The 19,316-nt window shown below is 63.0% G+C and carries 17 protein-coding genes; 11 read left to right on the top strand and 6 right to left on the bottom strand.

All coding sequences use genetic code 11. The features are described 5' to 3' along the window. Positions 1-66: 66 nt before the first annotated feature. Positions 67-507 carry a GlcG/HbpS family heme-binding protein gene (locus tag AC0ZZU_RS20020; protein ID WP_476342990.1) on the bottom strand — a complete coding sequence of 147 codons (441 nt, stop codon included), beginning with the start codon at positions 505-507 and terminating at the stop codon, positions 67-69. 258 nt (positions 508-765) lie between these two features. Between AC0ZZU_RS20020 and gcl the strand changes: the two genes are divergently transcribed. The 6 genes from gcl (at position 766) to AC0ZZU_RS19990 (ending at position 8,218) form a co-directional block, all read left to right on the top strand. Further along, positions 766-2,541 carry a glyoxylate carboligase gene (gene gcl / locus AC0ZZU_RS20015; protein WP_476342988.1) on the top strand — a complete coding sequence of 592 codons (1,776 nt, stop codon included), beginning with the start codon at positions 766-768 and terminating at the stop codon, positions 2,539-2,541. Positions 2,542-2,556: 15 nt separating this feature from the next. After that, positions 2,557-3,378 carry a hydroxypyruvate isomerase gene (hyi, locus tag AC0ZZU_RS20010; protein WP_476342986.1) on the top strand — a complete coding sequence of 274 codons (822 nt, stop codon included), beginning with the start codon at positions 2,557-2,559 and terminating at the stop codon, positions 3,376-3,378. An 89-nt stretch (positions 3,379-3,467) separates the two neighbouring features. Continuing rightward, positions 3,468-4,358 (top strand): 2-hydroxy-3-oxopropionate reductase, encoded by an 891-nt coding sequence (locus AC0ZZU_RS20005; RefSeq protein ID WP_476342984.1) that lies wholly within the window; start codon positions 3,468-3,470, stop codon positions 4,356-4,358. 132 nt (positions 4,359-4,490) lie between these two features. After that, on the top strand, positions 4,491-5,765 hold the full coding sequence (locus AC0ZZU_RS20000; RefSeq protein ID WP_476342983.1) for a glycerate kinase type-2 family protein: 1,275 nt from the start codon (positions 4,491-4,493) through the stop codon (positions 5,763-5,765). After that, positions 5,762-7,177 (top strand): pyruvate kinase, encoded by a 1,416-nt coding sequence (gene pyk / locus AC0ZZU_RS19995; RefSeq protein WP_476342982.1) that lies wholly within the window; start codon positions 5,762-5,764, stop codon positions 7,175-7,177. The genes AC0ZZU_RS20000 and pyk overlap by 4 nt, the downstream gene beginning before the upstream one ends. A gap of 183 nt (positions 7,178-7,360) precedes the next feature. After that, positions 7,361-8,218 (top strand): urea transporter, encoded by an 858-nt coding sequence (locus AC0ZZU_RS19990; RefSeq protein ID WP_476342981.1) that lies wholly within the window; start codon positions 7,361-7,363, stop codon positions 8,216-8,218. Here the strand turns inward: AC0ZZU_RS19990 and AC0ZZU_RS19985 are convergent. Further along, entirely contained in the window at positions 8,199-9,071 is an 873-nt protein-coding gene (locus tag AC0ZZU_RS19985) for an RHS repeat-associated core domain-containing protein (protein WP_476342979.1), read from the bottom strand. The genes AC0ZZU_RS19990 and AC0ZZU_RS19985 overlap by 20 nt on opposite strands. 161 nt (positions 9,072-9,232) lie before the next feature. Here AC0ZZU_RS19985 and AC0ZZU_RS19980 point away from each other — a divergent pair, with 161 nt between their 5' ends. The 3 genes from AC0ZZU_RS19980 (at position 9,233) to AC0ZZU_RS19970 (ending at position 13,311) form a co-directional block, all read left to right on the top strand. Next, on the top strand, positions 9,233-10,057 hold the full coding sequence (locus tag AC0ZZU_RS19980) for an ion transporter (RefSeq protein WP_476342977.1): 825 nt from the start codon (positions 9,233-9,235) through the stop codon (positions 10,055-10,057). Between the two features lie 93 nt (positions 10,058-10,150). Next, positions 10,151-11,149 carry a sulfate ABC transporter substrate-binding protein gene (locus AC0ZZU_RS19975; RefSeq protein ID WP_476342975.1) on the top strand — a complete coding sequence of 333 codons (999 nt, stop codon included), beginning with the start codon at positions 10,151-10,153 and terminating at the stop codon, positions 11,147-11,149. 131 nt (positions 11,150-11,280) lie between these two features. After that, complete coding sequence (locus AC0ZZU_RS19970; RefSeq protein ID WP_476342973.1) at positions 11,281-13,311, top strand: mechanosensitive ion channel family protein; 2,031 nt, start codon at positions 11,281-11,283, stop codon at positions 13,309-13,311. On the opposite strand, the gene AC0ZZU_RS19965 is transcribed toward AC0ZZU_RS19970, so the two are convergent. Together AC0ZZU_RS19965 and AC0ZZU_RS19960 are read right to left on the bottom strand one after the other, a co-directional pair. Then, on the bottom strand, positions 13,256-14,224 hold the full coding sequence (locus AC0ZZU_RS19965) for a class I SAM-dependent methyltransferase (RefSeq protein ID WP_476342972.1): 969 nt from the start codon (positions 14,222-14,224) through the stop codon (positions 13,256-13,258). The genes AC0ZZU_RS19970 and AC0ZZU_RS19965 overlap by 56 nt on opposite strands. A gap of 56 nt (positions 14,225-14,280) precedes the next feature. Continuing rightward, complete coding sequence (locus AC0ZZU_RS19960) at positions 14,281-15,186, bottom strand: DMT family transporter (RefSeq protein ID WP_476342971.1); 906 nt, start codon at positions 15,184-15,186, stop codon at positions 14,281-14,283. Positions 15,187-15,688: 502 nt separating this feature from the next. On the opposite strand from AC0ZZU_RS19960, the gene AC0ZZU_RS19955 reads away from it, so the two are divergent. Further along, positions 15,689-17,221 (top strand): NCS1 family nucleobase:cation symporter-1, encoded by a 1,533-nt coding sequence (locus AC0ZZU_RS19955; RefSeq protein ID WP_476342970.1) that lies wholly within the window; start codon positions 15,689-15,691, stop codon positions 17,219-17,221. A 16-nt stretch (positions 17,222-17,237) separates the two neighbouring features. Beyond that, on the top strand, positions 17,238-17,966 hold the full coding sequence (locus AC0ZZU_RS19950) for an aspartate/glutamate racemase family protein (RefSeq protein ID WP_476342969.1): 729 nt from the start codon (positions 17,238-17,240) through the stop codon (positions 17,964-17,966). Between the two features lie 116 nt (positions 17,967-18,082). Here the strand turns inward: AC0ZZU_RS19950 and AC0ZZU_RS19945 are convergent, their stop codons facing one another. After that, positions 18,083-18,745 carry a histidine phosphatase family protein gene (locus AC0ZZU_RS19945; protein ID WP_476342968.1) on the bottom strand — a complete coding sequence of 221 codons (663 nt, stop codon included), beginning with the start codon at positions 18,743-18,745 and terminating at the stop codon, positions 18,083-18,085. Between the two features lie 204 nt (positions 18,746-18,949). After that, positions 18,950-19,288 (bottom strand): FKBP-type peptidyl-prolyl cis-trans isomerase, encoded by a 339-nt coding sequence (locus AC0ZZU_RS19940; RefSeq protein WP_476342967.1) that lies wholly within the window; start codon positions 19,286-19,288, stop codon positions 18,950-18,952. Positions 19,289-19,316 lie beyond the last annotated feature (28 nt).

The following is a 19,316-nucleotide window of genomic DNA, read 5'->3' as shown; positions in this document are numbered from 1 at the left end:
AGGGACACCACGCCCCTGTAATGGAATACCCGAGAGGACTATTCCACTACAGGGCAACCTGGGTGCTTAAGCCACGACTCCCGCATCCGCCGTCAACCCCACCTCCTCGATCGCCGTGATCGCGCACTGCTCATCGATATCCGACGTGTCCCCACTGATCCCCACCGCCCCCAGCACCTTGCCCTGCTGATCACGGATCAGCACGCCACCCGGCGCCGGCACCACCGGGCTCTGGCCCAGGCCATTGAGCGCGGCAAAAAACGCCGGGCGCTGCTGGGCGTCCAGCGCCAACAGCCGCGAGCCCTTGCCCAGGGCGATGGCGCCCCAGGCCTTGCCCATGGCCACTTGCGGGCGCAGCAGGCTGGCGCCGTCCTCGCGCTGCACGGTCAACAGGTGTCCACCGCTGTCGAGCACCACCACCGTAAGCGGCGCGGCGTTGATCTTGCGGCCCGCGTCCAGCGCGGCGTCGACCAGGCGTACAGCGGTCTTCAGGTTCAGAACGTTCATGCAAAGGTCCTCTTCTTGTTGTGAGCAGCCGTAAAGGCAGGTGAAAAACCGACCACGCAAATAGAACACAACACTCAAGAATTTTGTATACAATATTTTGCAAACAACGCGCACGTTCAGACCAAACGCCGTTTTCACTGGCTTCCCGACGAAACCTAGCGTCCCCGATGAAAATGGATTGACCTGAGTCACCAGCCATGAATACACTTTGGCACAGAGCAAGTTGTATACAATTACAAAATCGATGAGGCACAACCCATGAGCAAAATGAGAGCAATCGATGCAGCCGTTCTGGTCATGCGCCGTGAAGGCGTAGACACTGCGTTCGGCATTCCAGGGGCTGCCATCAATCCGCTGTACTCGGCCCTCAAGAAAGTCGGCGGCATCGATCATGTCCTCGCTCGTCACGTCGAAGGCGCCTCGCACATGGCCGAGGGCTACACCCGTGCCAATGCGGGCAATATCGGCGTGTGCATCGGCACCTCGGGTCCGGCCGGCACCGACATGGTCACGGGCCTGTACAGCGCCGCCGCCGACTCCATCCCGATTCTCTGCATCACCGGCCAGGCCCCGCGTGCCCGCCTGCACAAGGAAGACTTCCAGGCTGTAGACATCACCAGCATCGTCAAGCCGGTGACCAAGTGGGCCACTACAGTGCTCGAACCGGGCCAGGTGCCCTACGCCTTCCAGAAAGCCTTCTTCGAAATGCGCTCCGGCCGTCCGGGCCCCGTGCTGATCGACCTGCCGTTCGACGTGCAGATGGCCGAGATCGAATTCGATATCGACGCCTACGAGCCGCTGCCGGTGCACAAGCCAGCCGCCAACCGCGTCCAGGCCGAAAAAGCCCTGGCCATGCTCAATGACGCCGAGCGCCCACTGCTGGTGGCAGGCGGCGGCATCATCAACGCCGACGCCAGCGACAAGCTGGTTGAGTTCGCCGAGCTGACCGGCGTGCCGGTTATCCCGACCCTGATGGGCTGGGGCACCATCCCGGATGATCATGCGCAGATGGTGGGCATGGTCGGCCTGCAGACTTCGCACCGCTACGGCAACGCCACCCTGCTCAAGTCCGACCTGGTGCTGGGTATCGGCAACCGCTGGGCCAACCGCCACACCGGCTCCGTCGACGTCTACACCGAAGGGCGCAAGTTCATCCACGTGGACATCGAACCCACCCAGATCGGCCGTGTGTTCACCCCTGACCTGGGCATCGTCTCCGATGCAGGCTTTGCGCTGGATGCGTTCCTTGAAGTGGCCCGCGAGTGGAAAGCTGCCGGCAAGCTCAAGGACCGCAGTGCCTGGCTCGAGGATTGCCAGCAGCGCAAGGCCAGCCTGCACCGCAAGACCCACTTCGACAACGTGCCGGTCAAGCCGCAGCGCGTGTACGAGGAGATGAACCAGGTGTTCGGCAAGGACACTTGCTACATCAGCACCATCGGCCTGTCGCAGATCGCCGGCGCGCAGTTCCTGCACGTCTACAAGCCGCGCCACTGGATCAACTGCGGCCAGGCCGGCCCCCTGGGCTGGACCATTCCAGCCGCACTGGGCGTGGTCAAGGCTGATCCGAAGCGCAAGGTCGTGGCGCTGTCGGGCGACTATGACTTCCAGTTCATGATCGAAGAACTGGCGGTGGGCGCGCAGTTCAACCTGCCCTACGTGCACGTGCTGGTGAACAACGCCTACCTGGGCCTGATCCGCCAGTCGCAGCGTGGTTTCGAGATGGACTACTGTGTTCAACTGGCTTTCGAGAACATCAACTCCCCTGACCTGAACGGCTACGGTGTCGATCACGTCGCCGTGGTCGAAGGCCTGGGCTGCAAGGCCATCCGTGTGTTCGAGCCCGGCGACATCGCCCCTGCCCTGCTCAAGGCCCAGAAAATGGCCGAGGAGTTCCGGGTGCCGGTGGTGGTCGAGGTGATTCTCGAGCGCGTGACCAACATTTCGATGGGCACCGAGATCAACGCCGTCAACGAATTCGAAGACCTGGCGCTGGTTGGCAATGACGCGCCGACCGCCATCTCGTTGCTCGACTGACAGAAGGAGACAACCATGCCCCGCTTCGCTGCCAACCTGTCCATGCTGTTCACCGAGCAGGACTTCCTGGCCCGTTTCAAGGCCGCTGCCCAAGCCGGCTTCAGCGGTGTCGAATACCTGTTCCCGTACGATTTCAGTTCGGCCGAGATCAAGCAGCAGCTCGACGACAATGGCCTGACCCAGGTGCTGTTCAACCTGCCGGCCGGTGACTGGGCCAAGGGTGAACGCGGCATTGCCTGCCACCCTGACCGGGTCGAGGACTTTCGTGCCGGCGTGGACCTGGCCATCGCCTACGCCAAGGTACTGGGCAACACCCAGATCAACTGCCTGGCAGGCATCCGCCCACAGGGCCAGGATTGCGCCACCGTACGGCAGACCTTTGTCGACAACCTCAAGTACGCGGCGCACAAGCTCGAGGCTGCCGGGATCAGGCTGGTCATGGAAATGATCAACACCCGCGACATCCCGGGCTTCTACCTGAACACCACGAAGCAGGCGCTGGAGATCCAGGACGAAGTGGGCAGCGACAACCTGTTCCTGCAGTACGACATCTATCACATGCAGATCATGGAAGGTGACCTGGCACGCACCCTGGAAACCAACCTGAAGCGGATCAACCACGTCCAGCTGGCCGACAACCCCGGCCGCAACGAGCCAGGTACCGGCGAGATCAACTATCGCTTCCTGTTCGAGCACCTGGACCGCATCGGTTACCAGGGCTGGGTCGGCTGTGAATACAAGCCGCTGACCACGACCGAAGCCGGCCTGGGCTGGCTCAAGACCCATGTGGGAGCGGGCTTGTCCCGCGAAAGCGCCCGCGACACCACCACTGCCTGATCAGCCGCATTCGCGGGACAAGCCCGCTCCCACAGGGTTCAGGGCGAATCCGAGCATCTGAATATACAAATACAAAGAGGCACATTCTCATGGCTAAAATCGGTTTCATCGGCACGGGCATCATGGGCAAGCCCATGGCCCAGAACCTGCAGAAGGCAGGTCACAGCCTGTTCGTCTCCACCCATCACGACGCCGCCCCTGCCGACCTGATCGCCGCAGGCGCCGTCGCGCTGGCCAACCCCAAGGAAGTCGCCCAGGAAGCCGAGTTCATCATCGTCATGGTCCCGGACACGCCACAGGTCGAGGCCGTGCTGTTCGGTGAAAACGGCGTGGCCGAGGGCGTGGGCCCGAACAAGGTCGTGATCGACATGAGCTCGATCTCGCCGACCGCCACCAAGGCCTTCGCCGAGAAGATCAAGGCGACCGGCGCCACCTACCTCGACGCCCCGGTATCGGGCGGTGAAGTCGGCGCCAAGGCTGCGACCCTGAGCATCATGATCGGTGGCTGCCCGAAGGCCTTCGAGCGTGCGCTGCCGCTGTTCCAGGCGATGGGCAAGAACATCACCCACGTCGGCGGCAACGGTGACGGCCAGACTGCAAAGGTGGCCAACCAGATCATCGTCGCCCTGAACATCCAGGCCGTCGGCGAAGCCCTGCTGTTCGCGGCGAAGAACGGCGCCGATCCTGCCAAGGTCCGTGAAGCGCTGATGGGCGGCTTCGCCTCCTCGAAGATCCTCGAAGTGCACGCCGAGCGCATGATCAAGGGCACCTTCGATCCGGGCTTCCGCATCAACCTGCACCAGAAGGACCTGAACCTGGCCCTGCAGGGTGCCAAGGAGCTGGGCATCAACCTGCCCAACACCGCCAACGCCCAGCAAGTGTTCAGCACCTGCGTCGCCCTGGGCGGCGGCAACTGGGACCATTCGGCGCTGATCAAGGGCCTGGAACACATGGCCAACTTCTCGATCCGCGACGAGTAACGCCCGCACGCCGTTCCCACAGGGGACGCACCGTCTGGGAAACACCGAGCAACACCGCCCCTGGTCCGGCCTGCACGGAGGCAGTTCCGGGGGCGTTTTCGATCCTGCAGAACAATAAGAAGGGAGCCTGCCATGTCGGTCGATCCGCAAAAAATTCTCCGCGAGCTGTTCGACACAGCCATCGCTGCCGCTCACCCCTGCCAGGTCCTGGAACCTCACCTGCCTGCCGACCGCTCCGGCCGGGTCATCGTCATCGGCGCCGGCAAGGCGGCCGCAGCCATGGCCGAAGTGGTCGAGAAATGCTGGCAGGGCGAAGTCTCGGGCCTGGTGGTCACCCGCTACGGCCACGGCGCCAACTGCCAGAAGATCGAGGTGGTCGAAGCAGCCCATCCCGTCCCCGATGCCGCCGGCCTGGCCGTGGCCAGGCGCGTGCTGGAAATGGTCGGCAACCTGAGCGAAAGCGACCGGGTGATCTTCCTGCTCTCTGGCGGCGGCTCGGCCCTGCTGGCGCTGCCGGCCGAGGGCCTGACCCTGGCGGACAAGCAGCAGATCAACAAGGCGCTGCTCAGATCCGGCGCCACCATCGGCGAGATGAACTGCGTGCGCAAGCACCTCTCGGCGATCAAGGGCGGGCGCCTGGCCAAGGCCTGCTGGCCGGCCACGGTGTACACCTACGCCATCTCCGATGTGCCCGGCGACCTGGCCACGGTCATTGCCTCCGGCCCGACCGTGGCCGATCCGAGTACCTCGGCCGACGCGCTGGCGATCATCAAGCGCTACGCCATCGACGCGCCCAAGGCCGTCATCGACTGGCTCAACAACCCTGCCTCCGAAACCGTCAAGGCCGACGATCCCGCCCTGGCGCGCAGCCACTTCCAGTTGATCGCCCGGCCCCAGCAGTCGCTGGAAGCCGCCGCGGTAAAGGCCCGCCAGGCAGGCTTCAGCCCGCTGATACTGGGCGACCTGGAAGGCGAATCGCGAGAGGTGGCCAAGGTCCACGCCGGTATCGCCCGGCAGATCGTCCTGCACGGCCAGCCCTTGGCGGCGCCGTGCGTGATTCTTTCTGGCGGCGAGACCACCGTGACCGTGCGCGGCAACGGCCGTGGCGGGCGTAATGCCGAGTTCCTGCTGAGCCTGACCGAGAGCCTCAAGGGCCTGCCGGGCGTACACGCCCTTGCCGGTGACACCGATGGCATCGACGGCTCCGAGGAAAACGCCGGGGCCTTCATGACTCCCGACAGCTACGCCCGTGGCCAGGCGCTGGGCCTGTCGGCCTCGGACGAGCTGGACAACAACAACGGCTACGGCTATTTCGCCGCGCTGGATGCGCTGATCGTCACCGAACCGACGCGTACCAACGTCAACGACTTCCGCGCCATCCTGATTCTTGAGACTCCGCAATCATGACGCCTGATAAAAAAGTCAAAATCCTTGCCACCCTCGGTCCTGCGACCAAGGGCCTCGACGACATCCGCCAGCTGGTCGAGGCCGGGGTGAACATCTTCCGCCTCAACTTCAGCCACGGCGAGCATGCCGACCACGCCCTGCGCTACCAGTGGATCCGCGAGGTAGAGAGCCAGCTGAACCAGCCGCTGGGCATCCTGATGGACCTGCAGGGCCCCAAGCTGCGCGTCGGCCGTTTCGCCGAAGGCAAGGTCCAGCTGCTGCGCGGCCAGCCGCTGCGCCTGGATCTGGACGACACCCCTGGCGACCATCGCCGGGTCAACCTGCCGCATCCTGAAATCATCGCGGCGCTGGAGCCTGGCATGGACCTGCTGGTCGATGACGGCAAGCTGCGCCTGCGGGTGACCGCCAAGCACAGCGACGCCATCGACACCGAAGTACTGGCCGGCGGTGAGCTGTCGGACCGCAAGGGCGTCAACGTGCCCCAGGCAGTGCTGGAGCTGAGTCCGCTGACCACCAAGGACCGCCGCGACCTGGCGTTCGGCCTGGAGCTTGGTGTCGACTGGGTCGCGTTGTCGTTCGTCCAGCGCCCCGAAGACATCGCCGAGGCCCGCGCGCTGATCGGGGACCGAGCCTACCTGATGGCCAAGATCGAGAAGCCGTCCGCGGTCGATCAGTTGCAGGCGATCGCCGAGCTGTCCGACGCGATCATGGTCGCGCGTGGAGACCTGGGCGTGGAAGTGCCGGCCGAAAGCGTGCCGCAGATCCAGAAGCAGATCATCGACACGTGCCGCCAGCTGGGCAAGCCGGTGGTGGTAGCGACGCAGATGCTCGAGTCGATGCGCTTCTCCCCGGCACCGACCCGCGCCGAAGTCACCGACGTGGCCAATGCGGTGGCCGAAGGAGCCGATGCGGTGATGCTGTCGGCCGAGACCGCGTCAGGCGACTACCCGCTTGAGGCCGTGCAGATGATGAGCAAGATCATCCGCCAGGTGGAAAACGGGCCGGACTACCAGGCCCAGCTCGACGTCGGCCGGCCCAAGGCCGAAGCCACCGTCTCGGACGCTATCAGCTGTGCGATCCGGCGCATCAGCGGCATTCTGCCGGTAGCCGTGCTGGTCAACTACAGCGAGTCGGGTGCCTCGACCTTGCGCGCTGCGCGCGAGCGGCCAAGGGCGCCGATCCTCAACCTGACGCCGAACCTCACCACTGCGCGGCGCCTGAGCGTGGCCTGGGGTGTGCATTCGGTAGTCAACGACCGTCTGCGCCAGGTCGACGAAATCTGCTCCACCGCGCTAGAGATCGCCCAGGCCCAGGGCATGGCCAGCCGCGGCGACACGCTGCTGATCACTGCCGGCGTGCCGTTCGGCAAGCCGGGCACGACCAACACCTTACGGATCGAAACACTGGTCTGAAGAACCGCACTTCGCTCTTTGCATATGTGCGTGCGCGCGTATGTGTGCGCCGTGTGCGTGTGCGCGCATACGCACACCCACGCACGCACACGCACCGCGGCGCGGCGAGGCGCACCTGAACATTGCGGAAAACCGAGGCCCACAAGAGGCCCACCGCTTCCAACCACCTTCACTGACTGCCCCATGCACACCACATCATTCACCACCCCGTGTCCCGACTGGGCCACGGCGTTGCTCAACGGCTTCAGCCAGGTCCTGCTGCAGCGCAGCCCGCTGTGCGGCCTGTGCTGCCTGCTCGCCATCCTCCTCACCGCCCCGCAACTGGTCGGCGGCGCGCTGCTCGGCGCTCTCGCCGGGCTGCTCACCGCCCAGCGCCGCGGCTATGACCGCGCCGACCGCCAGGCCGGCCTGTACAGCTACAACGGCGTGCTGATCGGCATCCTGATCAGCCACGCACTGCCCTGGTCGGCGCTCGTGCCGCCACTGATCATCGCTGCCGGCGGGCTTTCCAGCATCCTGGTGCACCAGTGGCTCAAGCGCGGCGCCACGCTGCTGCCTGCCTATACCCTGCCGTTCGTGCTGATCAGCTGGGGGGTGTTGTCGCTACCGGAGGCCGGGCTCAACAGCACACCGGTGCTGACACACCCGGCGTATGGCGTGGTGATGGGAGTGGGTCAGATATTCCTGCTTGATCAGCCGCTGGCAGGCGTATTGATTCTCTTTGGTCTGTTTGTCGCGAACCGCAACGCCGCAGGGTGGGCGCTGGTCAGCTCAACGACAGGGGTAGTAGTCGCCTATCTGCTGGATGAGCCTGGCGCAGGCAGGTTGGGTCTTTACGGTTTCAACGCCATCCTGGCGGCGATCGCCTTCAGCGGCAGAGGCCTGCCGCTACCAGGCATTGCGCTGTTGATCGCCATCGCTGCCCAGGCGGCGCTGGCGTCAGCCCCTGTGCCGATGCTGACTGGGCCTTTTGTGTTGGCCTGCTGGTGTGTGCGGTTTGGACAAGCAGCGCCACCAATGCTCAGGAGAATCCTTGGTTGACATGACCTCGGATATTTCCCATCTGATCGCTCGGAACATTGATCAGGACATGAGTTGGCTCAGGCAACGTCCGTTTCTCGTACCCTCTGTCCAATAAAAACTTCCCCAGCGCTTCGGACCGTTTCACATTCAAATTTATATAGAGCGCATCCTTTTTGAAAAACTCTCCTTTCAGATCGTAATACTCCACCAGGTGAGAATTCTCGAAAAATGACAGCCCTCCGTCTTTAGACTGAAACGTGAACTGCTTTGCCTGGTGACCCTCAAGTCTGTAGATCTCAATGGGACTTTCTCTTTGCTTCGACTTGAGCAAATCGAGGTAAGGTTTTACATCCTTCTTCGGTACATTGTTTTTTTTCATGAACGCAGTCAGCCCCGTTTTCTGACTACTCCTCTTGAAGATATTCACACGACCAGAGGGATCGACCCTGTTCACAGGATCTCCAGAACAATAGGCGTAGGCATTCAAGCCCCCCTCGCCAAAAGGGCTCTGCCCATCCGGCGCCTTGAAACGCATCAGCGTCGGGCAGTACAGCCGATGACCATTGCCTAGCAGGTAGGCATCCAGCGCCGGATCCAGCCAGTGACCATTGAAACCCAAGGGTCCTGCCAGCGCGCCTGACCTTGAGTAGCCATAGACGGAATACCCCGCTGGAGAAAACTGGGCTGCCTGCTCGCCCAGAACCGACCCGCCCTCATCAGTCTGCAGCATATGCATTGCATCGATCCGCACAGCCATTGTCTTGCCTTGCGCGTCAAGTGCCCGAACGGTGCGCCAGCCCGTCTCGCTGATCCATCTATTACCCTGGTAGAAATGCTGCGTGTATTTTCCGGGTCGGAATTGACCGGTCATATAGCCCCCTGCTGTTGCAGTAATGGAGACAACCATACTGAGAGGGTGTGCTGATCATGAGAACTGGCGCACTTGCCAGGGAGCACAGGCTTTGCCCGCGCTTGCACAGATGATCCGCAGGGTTCAGTCTTCCCGCGATCGCATTACGACCCGGATATCACATGCCCACCCCGCAAACCTGGCGCGAGCGCCTTTTCGTTATCGTCTTCCAATCCGACACCACCGCTGGCCGGCGCTTCGACAAGATCCTGCTACTGATCATCCTCGCCAGCCTGGTGACGGTGATCCTCGACAGCATCAACGAGGTGCACCGCAACTATGGCAACGTGCTTGCCGGCATGGAGTGGGGCTTCACGGCGATCTTCCTGACGGAATACCTGGCCCGCCTGTACTGCTCGCCCAAGCCCCTGCGGTATGCCTTCAGCTTTTACGGCCTGGTCGACTTGCTGGCGATCGTGCCGGGGATCATCGCGCTGTACAACAGTGACGCCCAATACCTGCTGATCGTCCGGGTGATCCGCATGCTGCGGATTTTCCGCGTGCTCAAGCTCAGCCCCTACCTCAAGCAAGCCAACTACCTGATGGCGGCGCTGCGCGGCAGCAAGCAGAAGATCATCGTGTTCCTGGTCAGCGTGTCGACCCTGGTAACGGTGTTCGGCACCTTGATGTATGTGGTCGAGGGCCCGGAACACGGCTTCACCAGTATCCCCAAGGGCATCTACTGGGCCATCGTCACCCTGACCACCGTAGGCTTTGGCGACATCGTGCCGATCACGCCCGTGGGACAGGTGCTGTCATCGCTGGTGATGATCACCGGCTACTCGATCATCGCCGTGCCCACCGGGATCTTCACTGCGGAACTGGCCAACGCCATGCGTGGCGAGCAGCTTCAGCATGACTGCCCCAGCTGCCACAAGAAGGCCCATGAACACGATGCCGCGTTCTGCTCGCGCTGCGGCAGCGCGCTGTTCCAGAAACGGGAATAAACAAAGTGTTTTTTGTTCTTTAAACGGCTGCGAACGAACGGCTATAGTCGCTGGCAAAGTGCCGTCAACCCCCGTCAGAACAAGGAACGCGTCGTGAAAAAACTGTTTACCGCCTCGCTGCTGGCCGCAGGTCTTGCCCTGGGCAACCTGGCCCAGGCTGCGCCCACACTGTTAAACGTTTCCTACGACGTGATGCGCGATTTCTACAAGGACTACAACCCGGCGTTCCAGAAACACTGGGAGGCCGAGCACAAGGAAAAGGTCACGGTGCAGATGTCCTTCGGCGGATCGAGCAAACAGGCGCGGTCGGTGATCGATGGCCTGCCGGCCGATGTCATCACCATGAACATGGCCACCGACATCAATGCCCTGAGCGACCATGGCAAGCTGGTGCCGGAAAACTGGGTCACCCGCCTGCCGAACAACAGCGCGCCGTTCACCTCGGCCACCGTGTTCATCGTGCGCAAGGGCAACCCCAAGGCGCTGAAGGACTGGCCCGACCTGCTCAAGGACGGCGTGCAGGTGATCGTGCCCAACCCCAAGACCTCGGGTAACGGCCGCTACACCTATCTATCGGCGTGGGGCTATGTGCTCAAGAACGGCGGTGACGAAAGCAAGGCCAAGGACTTTGTCGGCAAGCTGTTCAGGCAGGCGCCGGTGCTCGACACCGGGGGCCGCGCCGCCACGACCACGTTCATGACCAACCAGATCGGCGACGTACTGGTGACTTTCGAGAACGAAGCCGAGATGATCGCGCGCGAATTTGGCCGCGACCAGTTCGAAGTGGTGTACCCGAGCGTGTCCGCCGAGGCGGAGCCACCGGTGAGCGTGGTCGACAAGGTGGTCGAGAAAAAAGGCTCGCGTGCCGTGGCCGAGGAGTACCTGAAGTACCTGTGGTCACCCGAGGCCCAGGAGATCGCCGCCAACAACTACCTGCGCCCACGCGATGCCAGCGTGCTGGCCAAGTACACCGACCGATTCCCCAAGGTCGACTTCCTTTCGGTGGAAAAGACCTTCGGTGACTGGCGTACCGTGCAGAAGACCCATTTCAATGACGGCGGGGTGTTCGACCAGATCTACAGCGGTCAGTGACCTGAGGAAGCACGCCGCAGTGCCACTGCGGCGTGCATGACATTACTGTCATCCATCGAACTTTCCCGCCGCTTCACCAATCAGTTCCTTGAGTAACCCTTTCCCGCTCGCCCGGCCCTAGGAGTACTCCAGTGCTGCGTCACCTTTCCCTGCTCCTGCTCGGCTGTCTGCTGAGCACCCATTTGCTGGCCGCCGAGCCGGCGCCCACCGAAGAAACCCCAGCCGAGCCCGAAGCCGTGCTCCAAGGCGGCCTCCTGGGTGCCCTGGCCGATGGCCTGGACAGCGCCGCCAAGGACATGGACCTCGATGCCCATCTGGTCGACGCCTGGCGCCTGCGGTCCGATCGCGCCTCCAAGGAGATGCAGCGCCTGGTCAACCGCCACTCAGGCAATGACACGCTGGCGTTGGCCGGTGACTTCCTGCTGCTGACCATGGCGTGGGCCGCAAGCTTCTCGCTCCTGACCCTGCTCGGCCGCATGGTCTTCAGGCGTTGCGCGCGCAGCCAGGCACTCAGTCGGCGCAAGCGGGTACGCAGCGTGATCGGCCTGCTGCTGCCCTATACCCTTCCCGCACTCGCTGCCCTGCCGCTGACGCTGTATGCCAGCCGCTTTCTCGATCCATCGGTGGCCCGCGCCCTCGGCCTGAGTTTGGCCTATGCCACCAGCAGCGGCCTGTTCTCGACCTCGATCATCCTGTGCCTGATCACGCTGTTCGACGCCGGTCACAAGCGTGCCGCGGTCGCCGCGATCCGCCGCCTCGCCCCGCGCCCGCTGTTCATGATCGGTTTTCTCGCCGCCTGGAGCGACGCGCTGACCAGCCCGCAGATCGCCCGCCAACTGGGCGGCAACATCACCAGCAGCATCGCCGTGATAACCGGCCTGCTGGCGACGCTTGTGTTCGCCACACTGGTCATCCGCCTGCGCCGCCCGGTCGCGCATCTCATCCGTAACCGTCCGTACGAAGACCGCGTGCAGCACCGCGCCCTGCAAGAAACGCTGCGGATCTTCTCGACGCTCTGGTACCTGCCGATCCTGCTGATGATCCTGGTGTCGGCGATTCACTTGATCGGCGCGGGCGAGGAAAGCCAGCGGGCCCTGCAAAACGCTCTGCTGACCACGGTATTGCTGGTCGGCACGGTATTCCTCAGCACCCTGCTCCAGCACCTGTTCGCCCCACGGGCCAACGCCCCCGCTCCGCGCTTGCAGCCTTACAAGGAACTGCTGCGCAGTCTTGCCCACGCGTTGCTGCGGATCATCATGGCCGTGGCTTTCATCGAATTGCTCGGGCGGATCTGGGGCTTCTCGATCATCGATTTCGCCATGCGCAACACCTTGGGGCGGGCGATCAGTGACTCGCTCAGCAGCATCGGCCTGATCCTGCTGGTGACCTGGCTGCTCTGGGTAGTGCTCGACACCGCTATCCAGGAAGCTCTCAAGCCCGCAGTCGGCCGGCGCAGTTCGCGCCAGCCGAGTACCCGGGTGCGCACGATCCTGCCGATGCTGCGCAACGCGATCAAGATCATCCTGGTCGTGATCTGCACCATCACCACCATGGCCAACCTGGGCATCAACGTCGCCCCGCTGCTCGCCGGTGCGGGTGTGGTGGGCCTGGCGATCGGCTTCGGCTCCCAGCAACTGGTGCAGGACGTGATCACCGGCCTGTTCATCCTCATCGAAGACACCATCGCCATCGGCGACTGGGTGGTGCTCGACTCTGGCCACGCCGGCACCGTCGAAAGCCTGACCATCCGCACCCTGCGGCTGCGCGACGGCAAGGGCTTCGTGCACTCGGTGCCATTCGGCCAGATCAAGGCAGTCACCAACCAGTCGCGGCAGTTCGCCTATGCGTTCTTCTCGGTGCAGTTCACCTACGACAGTGACGTCGATGCATCCTTGGGGCTGATCCACGAAGTGGGCCAGTCGATCAGCGAAGACCCGCTGCTGCGCATCAACCTGCAGGGGCCCCTGCAGGTGTTCGGCGTTGACCGCATGGACCTCAACGGGTTTGTGCTGACCGCGCAGTTCCGCACGATTTCCGGCGGGCAATATGCCGTGAGCCGCGCCTTCAACGAGCGGCTGAAGAAGAAGGTCGACCAGACCGACAACGTCAGCTTCGCGCAGCTGTATCCAATGGCGCCGGCGTTGCGGGGTGAGACAGCCTGAACACCAAGGCCTTGAGGCCGCCCGCCGGGTCCGCATCCGGGAACTCCGGCGGGTTCTCCAGGCGCTCGACGAACCCAAGCTCCGGGGCCTGCTCGGCCATGCCCTGGATCAGGAACTCCGGCCCGATCGCGGGATCGTTCACGCACGCCAGCACTGTTCCACCTGCCGTCAAGAGTTCCGGCAAGCGGCGCAGGATCTTGGCGTAATCCTGGGTCAGCGCAAAGCTGCCCTTCTGGAAGGTCGGCGGGTCGATGATGATCAGGTCGTACGGGCCATACTTGCGCACCTTGCCCCAGGACTTGAACAGCTCATGCCCGAGAAACGCGACCTGCCCCAGGTCGTGCCCATTGAGCCGATGATTGTCCCGCCCGCGGTTCAGCGCTGCCTTGGCCATGTCCAGGTTCACCACCTGCTCGGCGCCGCCAGCGATTGCCGCCACCGAAAAACCGCAAGTATAGGCGAACAGGTTGAGCACCCGCTTGCCAGCCGCCTGCTCGCGCACCCAGCGCCGGCCATGGCGCATGTCGAGAAACAATCCGCTGTTCTGCTTCAGGCCCAGGTCCAGCTGGTAGCGAAGGCCGTCCTCGTCGATGATCCGGTGCTGACTCGGTTCGCCCAGCAGCCAGTGGCCGGGGCTGTCGGGCAGGTAGCGGTGCTGGATGATGATGGCCTGGCCGGTCCAGCGGGGGCCTGCCGCCAGCCTGCGCAGCATGCTTTCCAGTTCGGCCAGTTGGCCCTCAGGTAGCTCGCGGAACAGCGCCACCAGCAACACACCTTGTAGCCAGTCGACAGTGATCTGTTCCAGCCCAGGCCAGCAACGGCCACGCCCGTGGAACAAACGGCGGGTTTCGCTCGGAGCGGGGTCGAGGGCGGCAAGCAAATGCTGCTCCAGGGTGTCGATCACGGAAGTCATGGCAGGGTCGCAGAAACGAAAAGGGGGGCATTCTACCCCCTTCTGCGCCGCTGGCCTTACTCGGTCTTGATCGAAGCCCGCCTGGAGGCCGATCGCAACCACCAGCCTTGCTGCATGCCCGCCGCTGCCAGGAGGATCGCCGCCACACCGACCCACTGCAGCAGTTGCAGGCGATGACCGAAGGCGATCCAGTCGACCAGGATCGCGGCAATCGGATAGATGAACGACAGCGCGCCGGTCAGCGCTGTCGGCAAACGCTGGATGGCGCTGTAGAGCAGCACGTACATCACCCCGGTGTGCACCACGCCCAGGGTGATCAGGCTGGCCAGCGCCGGCGCCTCGACAGGCAGCCCGCCGACGTCGGCCCAAGGCGCGAGCAGCAGGATCCCGGTAGTCACCTGGACCAGCGCGATCATGTGCGGGGGCGTGCCGACCATGCGCTTGATGATCAGCGCCGCTACCGCGTACAGCAGCGCCGCGCCCAACGCCAGGGCAATCCCCAGCAGGTAATCGTCGCCGCTGCCCTGCTCGCTGCCATGGGCGCTGACAATGGCCAGCATCCCGGCAAAAGCCACTCCTAGCCAGAACAACTTGGGGGTGGTGATCTTCTCGCCCAGGAAAAACGCGGCAAGCCCCACCAGCATGAACGGCTGTACGTTGTATACGGCGGTGCCGATAGCGATGGAAGCGCGTGAATAGGAGGCGAACAGCAGCACCCAGTTGCCGACGATCGCCACACCGCTTAGCAGCGCCAGGACGAAGGTGGTGCGGGTCAGCACGCCGGGCTTGAAAAAGCCCATGGCGGCGCAGATCAGCAACAGCGTCCCGGCGCCGAACACGCAGCGCCAGAACACCACGTCCAGCACCGGCTGCCCGGACACCAGCACAAACCAACCAATAGTCCCTGAAATCAGCATGGCGGCCACCATCTCGCTTGAGCCGCGACGCATTGAACTGTCCATCAGGTAACTCCTCTTCTGTATGGCCACAGTATGCTCGCGGCCAAGGCTCTTGTGCGGTTATGAGTTGGTCAAAACTTGTACACAAGAATGTCACCTTAAGTGCCATTATTGTGTGCACTTCTTTGGATATCGCCCCAAGTTGTAACATTTCTTCCGTGAGTATATTTGACCAAATGATCAGGTAATAGGCGTTGTTTCAAATTAAACCTGTTTACTTGGTCAGTTTATAACGTCTGAATTTCATCAAGTTAAGTAACTTAGTGGCTAAAACCGATTCGCAGTATATTTTTCGGTGAAAGTTCCCTGGCATGGAATTGGCTTTAGGGTCTACGTGTTTTGTATACAAATCGAACAAAACATACACACACAATGCTGCGCGCCCTGGCCTCCAGGCCAGGCGCGCACAGCCCGACCCAGTGATGCCAACGCCTGCACCGACGAGATGGCGCGCCCGTGCGCATGCCCGCTCTATCGCAGTCCGCACGCATCAGGAGCCTGACGAATGAGTAACAGTCTCGACCTTGCCCCTGAACTTTCCGTTGCCAGCACCAGCCCCTCTTCCACCTTCAGCGGCGCGCCACCGACGGTGGAGCTGAGCCCGCGCCTGCACAACAGTGACCTGGCCCCGACCCGCCTCGAAGGACGTCGCTGGGGGCGCTACAGCATCTTTGCGCTATGGACCAACGACGTGCACAACATCGCCAACTATTCCTTCGCCATGGGCCTGTTCGCCTTGGGACTGGGTGGCTGGCAGATACTGCTGTCACTGGCGATCGGCGCGGTGCTGGTGTACTTCTTCATGAACCTCTCGGGCTACATGGGACAAAAGACCGGCGTACCGTTTCCGGTGATCAGCCGCATCGCCTTCGGCATCCATGGCGCGCAGATCCCGGCGCTGATTCGCGCGGTGATCGCCATCGCCTGGTTCGGCATCCAGACCTATCTCGCCTCGGTGGTGTTGCGAGTGTTGCTCACCGCCGTCTGGCCACAGGTGGCCGCGTACGACCACAACAGTATCCTGGGCCTGTCGAGCCTGGGCTGGGTGTGCTTCGTGGCGATCTGGCTGGTACAGCTGGTGATTCTTGCCTACGGCATGGAGATGGTGCGTCGCTACGAGGCTTTTGCCGGCCCCGTGATCCTGTTGACCGTGGCCAGCCTTGCCGGCTGGATGTACTTCCAGGCGGATGCGCGGATCGCCTGGTCGGTGAACGAGCCGCTGACCGGCTTCGAGATGTGGCGCAACATCTTCGCCGGCGGTGCACTGTGGCTGGCGATCTACGGGACCCTGGTGCTCAACTTCTGCGACTTCGCCCGTTCCTCGCCATGCCGCAAGACCATTCGCGTAGGCAACTTCTGGGGCCTGCCGGTGAACATCCTGGTCTTCGCGGTGATCAGCGTGGTGCTGTGCGGCGCTCAGTTCAAGATCAACGGCCAGATCATCGACAGCCCGACCCAGATCGTCGCCACCATCCCGCACACGTTGTTCCTGGTGCTGGGCTGCCTGGCGTTCCTGATCGTCACCGTGGCGGTGAACATCATGGCCAACTTCGTGGCCCCTGCCTTCGTGCTCAGCAACCTGGCGCCGCGCCATCTCAACTTCCGTCGAGCCGGGCTGATCAGCGCCACCCTGGCGGTGCTCATCCTGCCCTGGAACCTGTACAACAGCCCGCTGGTGATCGTCTACTTCCTGTCGGGCCTGGGCGCCCTCCTTGGCCCGCTGTACGGCGTGATCATGGCCGACTACTGGCTGCTACGCAAAGGCCGGGTCAACGTGCCCGAGTTGTACAGCGAGCATCCCAGTTGCGCCTATCACTACCGCCGTGGCGTCAACCCACGCGCCATCGCAGCTTTCATACCGGCCGCGGCGTTGGCCATCGTGCTGGCGCTGATACCCAATTTCCACAGCGTGGCGCCGTTCTCCTGGCTGATAGGGGCAGGCATCGCCGCCGCGATCTACCTGCTGGTTGCGCCGCGCCACGCCCAGTATCACGACGTCAGCGGCGAGTGCATTGCCGTCGACCCCAGCAGCCATTGATTGCGGAGAGCCGTTCATGCGCATTCTGATCGTCAACGTAAACACCACCGAAGCCATCACCGAGGCCATTGCCGAACAGGCCCGCAGCGTCGCCGCGCCAGGTACCGAGATCGTCGGCCTGACCCCATGGTTTGGTGCCGAATCGGTCGAAGGCAATTTCGAGAGCTACCTTGCCGCGATCGCCGTCATGGACCGAGTCATGGCTTATGAGGAACCGTATGACGCCGTGATCCAGGCCGGCTATGGCGAGCATGGCCGCGAAGGCTTGCAAGAGCTGCTGAATGTTCCCGTGGTGGACATCACCGACGCCGCCGCCAGCACCGCGATGTACCTGGGCCATGCCTACTCGGTGGTCACTACCCTGGATCGCACCGTGCCGCTGATCCAGGACCGTCTGCGTTTGTCGGGCCTGTACGACCGCTGCGCCTCGGTGCGCGCCAGCGGCCTTGCGGTGCTGGAGCTCGAAGCCGACCCGCAGCGTGCGGTGGAAGCCATCGTCGGCCAGGCCGAACGGGCGGTGCGCGATGACAAGGCCGAGGTCATCTGCCTGGGTTGCGGCGGCATGGCCGGGCTGGATGAGCAGATCCGCCAGCGTACCGGTGTGCCGGTGGTGGATGGGGTCAGCGCGGCGGTGACCATCGCCGAGTCGTTGGTACGGCTGGGGTTGAGCACGTCGAAGGTCAGGACCTACGCGACGCCCCGGGCGAAGAAAGTTGTCGGTTGGCCGATGCGCTTCGGGCGGTAATAGCTAAAAGGAGTCAGTTTCTACAAGGCCGGCGCGTGCCTGTGGGAGATTTTATGGTGGATGGCAAGCCCCACAGGTACGGCGGCGGTATCAAAATGGCAGCGCGACAGCGCTTCTCAGCTAGGACAGGTCTGCGCGCCGCCGTCCAGGCCCTGGCGATAGTTGCGGCTCAGCATGCTCGCCTTGCCGTCGCGCCAGGTCAGGGTGATCACATACAGCGAGTCGAAGTCCTCGCCGTTCCAGTTGTCGGTGATGACCCGCTTTTCGCCCAGTGCCTTGCCGGCCACAGCATTGATCAGGTCAGGCAGGTAACCGTGCGACCAGGCGGTATAGACCGTCGCGTTGCGGTACTTGTCGCTCATCAGCTCTTCGGCCAGATCGTCTGTATCGTTGGCGCCGAAGTCGATATTCACCGGCAAGCCCAGCTTGATCGCGCTCGGGCTGATGGTCATCAGCGGACGGATGTAGCTGTAGCTGTCGTCGCGACTGCCTTCCTCGACATGGCGTGAGGGGTTGGCGGCGAACACATAATCTGCGTTGCCGAATTTTTCTGGCAGCACTGTTGCCAGGTCCAGGGCTCGGTTCAGACCTTGGCAGTTGAGCTGCCCCAGGCCTTCACCGGGTTTTTCGGCATGGCGCAGGAACACCAGGGTCTGGGTGCCGTCGACCGGCTCCGCGCGGCTTTCCATCACTTCGAACGCCAATGGCGCGACGGCGGCGGCAAGCGCTGCGCCCAGCAGTAGATGGCGATGACGGACAACGAACGAAGGCAGCTTCATGGCGGCAGACTCTGGCGGCTGATTGAGATGAATGCCCCACCTGACCCACTCGCGGCGGGCGCCGCGAGACCTTGTTGTCAGGCTTCCACTCCGTGGAAGCGAGCCAGGTTCAGAGTGTCAAACGGGCAATTGGTTCATCATGGGGTGCCGTCCTGGCGCAAACGGGACTTTAAACGGGGAATGTTTCGGTATCGAGTCACGGGGTCAGTCGTCGCGGGTCAGCACTTCCAAGAGCTCGATCTCGAAGGTCAGGTCGGAATTGGGCGGGATCGCGCCGACTGTGCGTTCGCCGTAGGCCAGGTGCGCCGGTACCTGCAGCTTGCGCTTGCCGCCTACGCGCATGCCGATGAGCCCTTGGTCCCATCCTTTGATGACGCGGCCTGTGCCGATCACGCACTGAAACGGCTTGCCCCGCGACCAGGAGGAGTCGAACTCACTGCCGTCGGCCAGCCAGCCGGTGTACTGGGTGGTGATCAGGGCACCCTTTACCACGGTCTTGCCGTCGCCTTCCTGGATATCGATGACGTGCAGTTCGCTGCTCATGCTGTCTCTCAAGACCGCCCTGCTTATC

The sequence above is a fragment of the Pseudomonas sp. JE3303 genome (assembly GCF_056312565.1).
Note: the sequence above shows the minus strand (reverse complement) of the source record. Positions and strands in the feature narration are given on the sequence as shown.

What these genes read in the sequence shown, in the direction of transcription:
- AC0ZZU_RS20020 (WP_476342990.1), bottom strand. Translation starts at nt 507, where the DNA reads ATGAACGTTCTGAACCTGAAGACCGCTGTACGCCTGGTCGACGCCGCG.
- gcl (WP_476342988.1), top strand. Translation starts at nt 766, where the DNA reads ATGAGCAAAATGAGAGCAATCGATGCAGCCGTTCTGGTCATGCGCCGT.
- hyi (WP_476342986.1), top strand. Translation starts at nt 2,557, where the DNA reads ATGCCCCGCTTCGCTGCCAACCTGTCCATGCTGTTCACCGAGCAGGAC.
- AC0ZZU_RS20005 (WP_476342984.1), top strand. Translation starts at nt 3,468, where the DNA reads ATGGCTAAAATCGGTTTCATCGGCACGGGCATCATGGGCAAGCCCATG.
- AC0ZZU_RS20000 (WP_476342983.1), top strand. Translation starts at nt 4,491, where the DNA reads ATGTCGGTCGATCCGCAAAAAATTCTCCGCGAGCTGTTCGACACAGCC.
- pyk (WP_476342982.1), top strand. Translation starts at nt 5,762, where the DNA reads ATGACGCCTGATAAAAAAGTCAAAATCCTTGCCACCCTCGGTCCTGCG.
- AC0ZZU_RS19990 (WP_476342981.1), top strand. Translation starts at nt 7,361, where the DNA reads ATGCACACCACATCATTCACCACCCCGTGTCCCGACTGGGCCACGGCG.
- AC0ZZU_RS19985 (WP_476342979.1), bottom strand. Translation starts at nt 9,071, where the DNA reads ATGACCGGTCAATTCCGACCCGGAAAATACACGCAGCATTTCTACCAG.
- AC0ZZU_RS19980 (WP_476342977.1), top strand. Translation starts at nt 9,233, where the DNA reads ATGCCCACCCCGCAAACCTGGCGCGAGCGCCTTTTCGTTATCGTCTTC.
- AC0ZZU_RS19965 (WP_476342972.1), bottom strand. Translation starts at nt 14,224, where the DNA reads ATGACTTCCGTGATCGACACCCTGGAGCAGCATTTGCTTGCCGCCCTC.
- AC0ZZU_RS19960 (WP_476342971.1), bottom strand. Translation starts at nt 15,186, where the DNA reads ATGGACAGTTCAATGCGTCGCGGCTCAAGCGAGATGGTGGCCGCCATG.
- AC0ZZU_RS19955 (WP_476342970.1), top strand. Translation starts at nt 15,689, where the DNA reads ATGAGTAACAGTCTCGACCTTGCCCCTGAACTTTCCGTTGCCAGCACC.
- AC0ZZU_RS19950 (WP_476342969.1), top strand. Translation starts at nt 17,238, where the DNA reads ATGCGCATTCTGATCGTCAACGTAAACACCACCGAAGCCATCACCGAG.
- AC0ZZU_RS19945 (WP_476342968.1), bottom strand. Translation starts at nt 18,745, where the DNA reads ATGAAGCTGCCTTCGTTCGTTGTCCGTCATCGCCATCTACTGCTGGGC.
- AC0ZZU_RS19940 (WP_476342967.1), bottom strand. Translation starts at nt 19,288, where the DNA reads ATGAGCAGCGAACTGCACGTCATCGATATCCAGGAAGGCGACGGCAAG.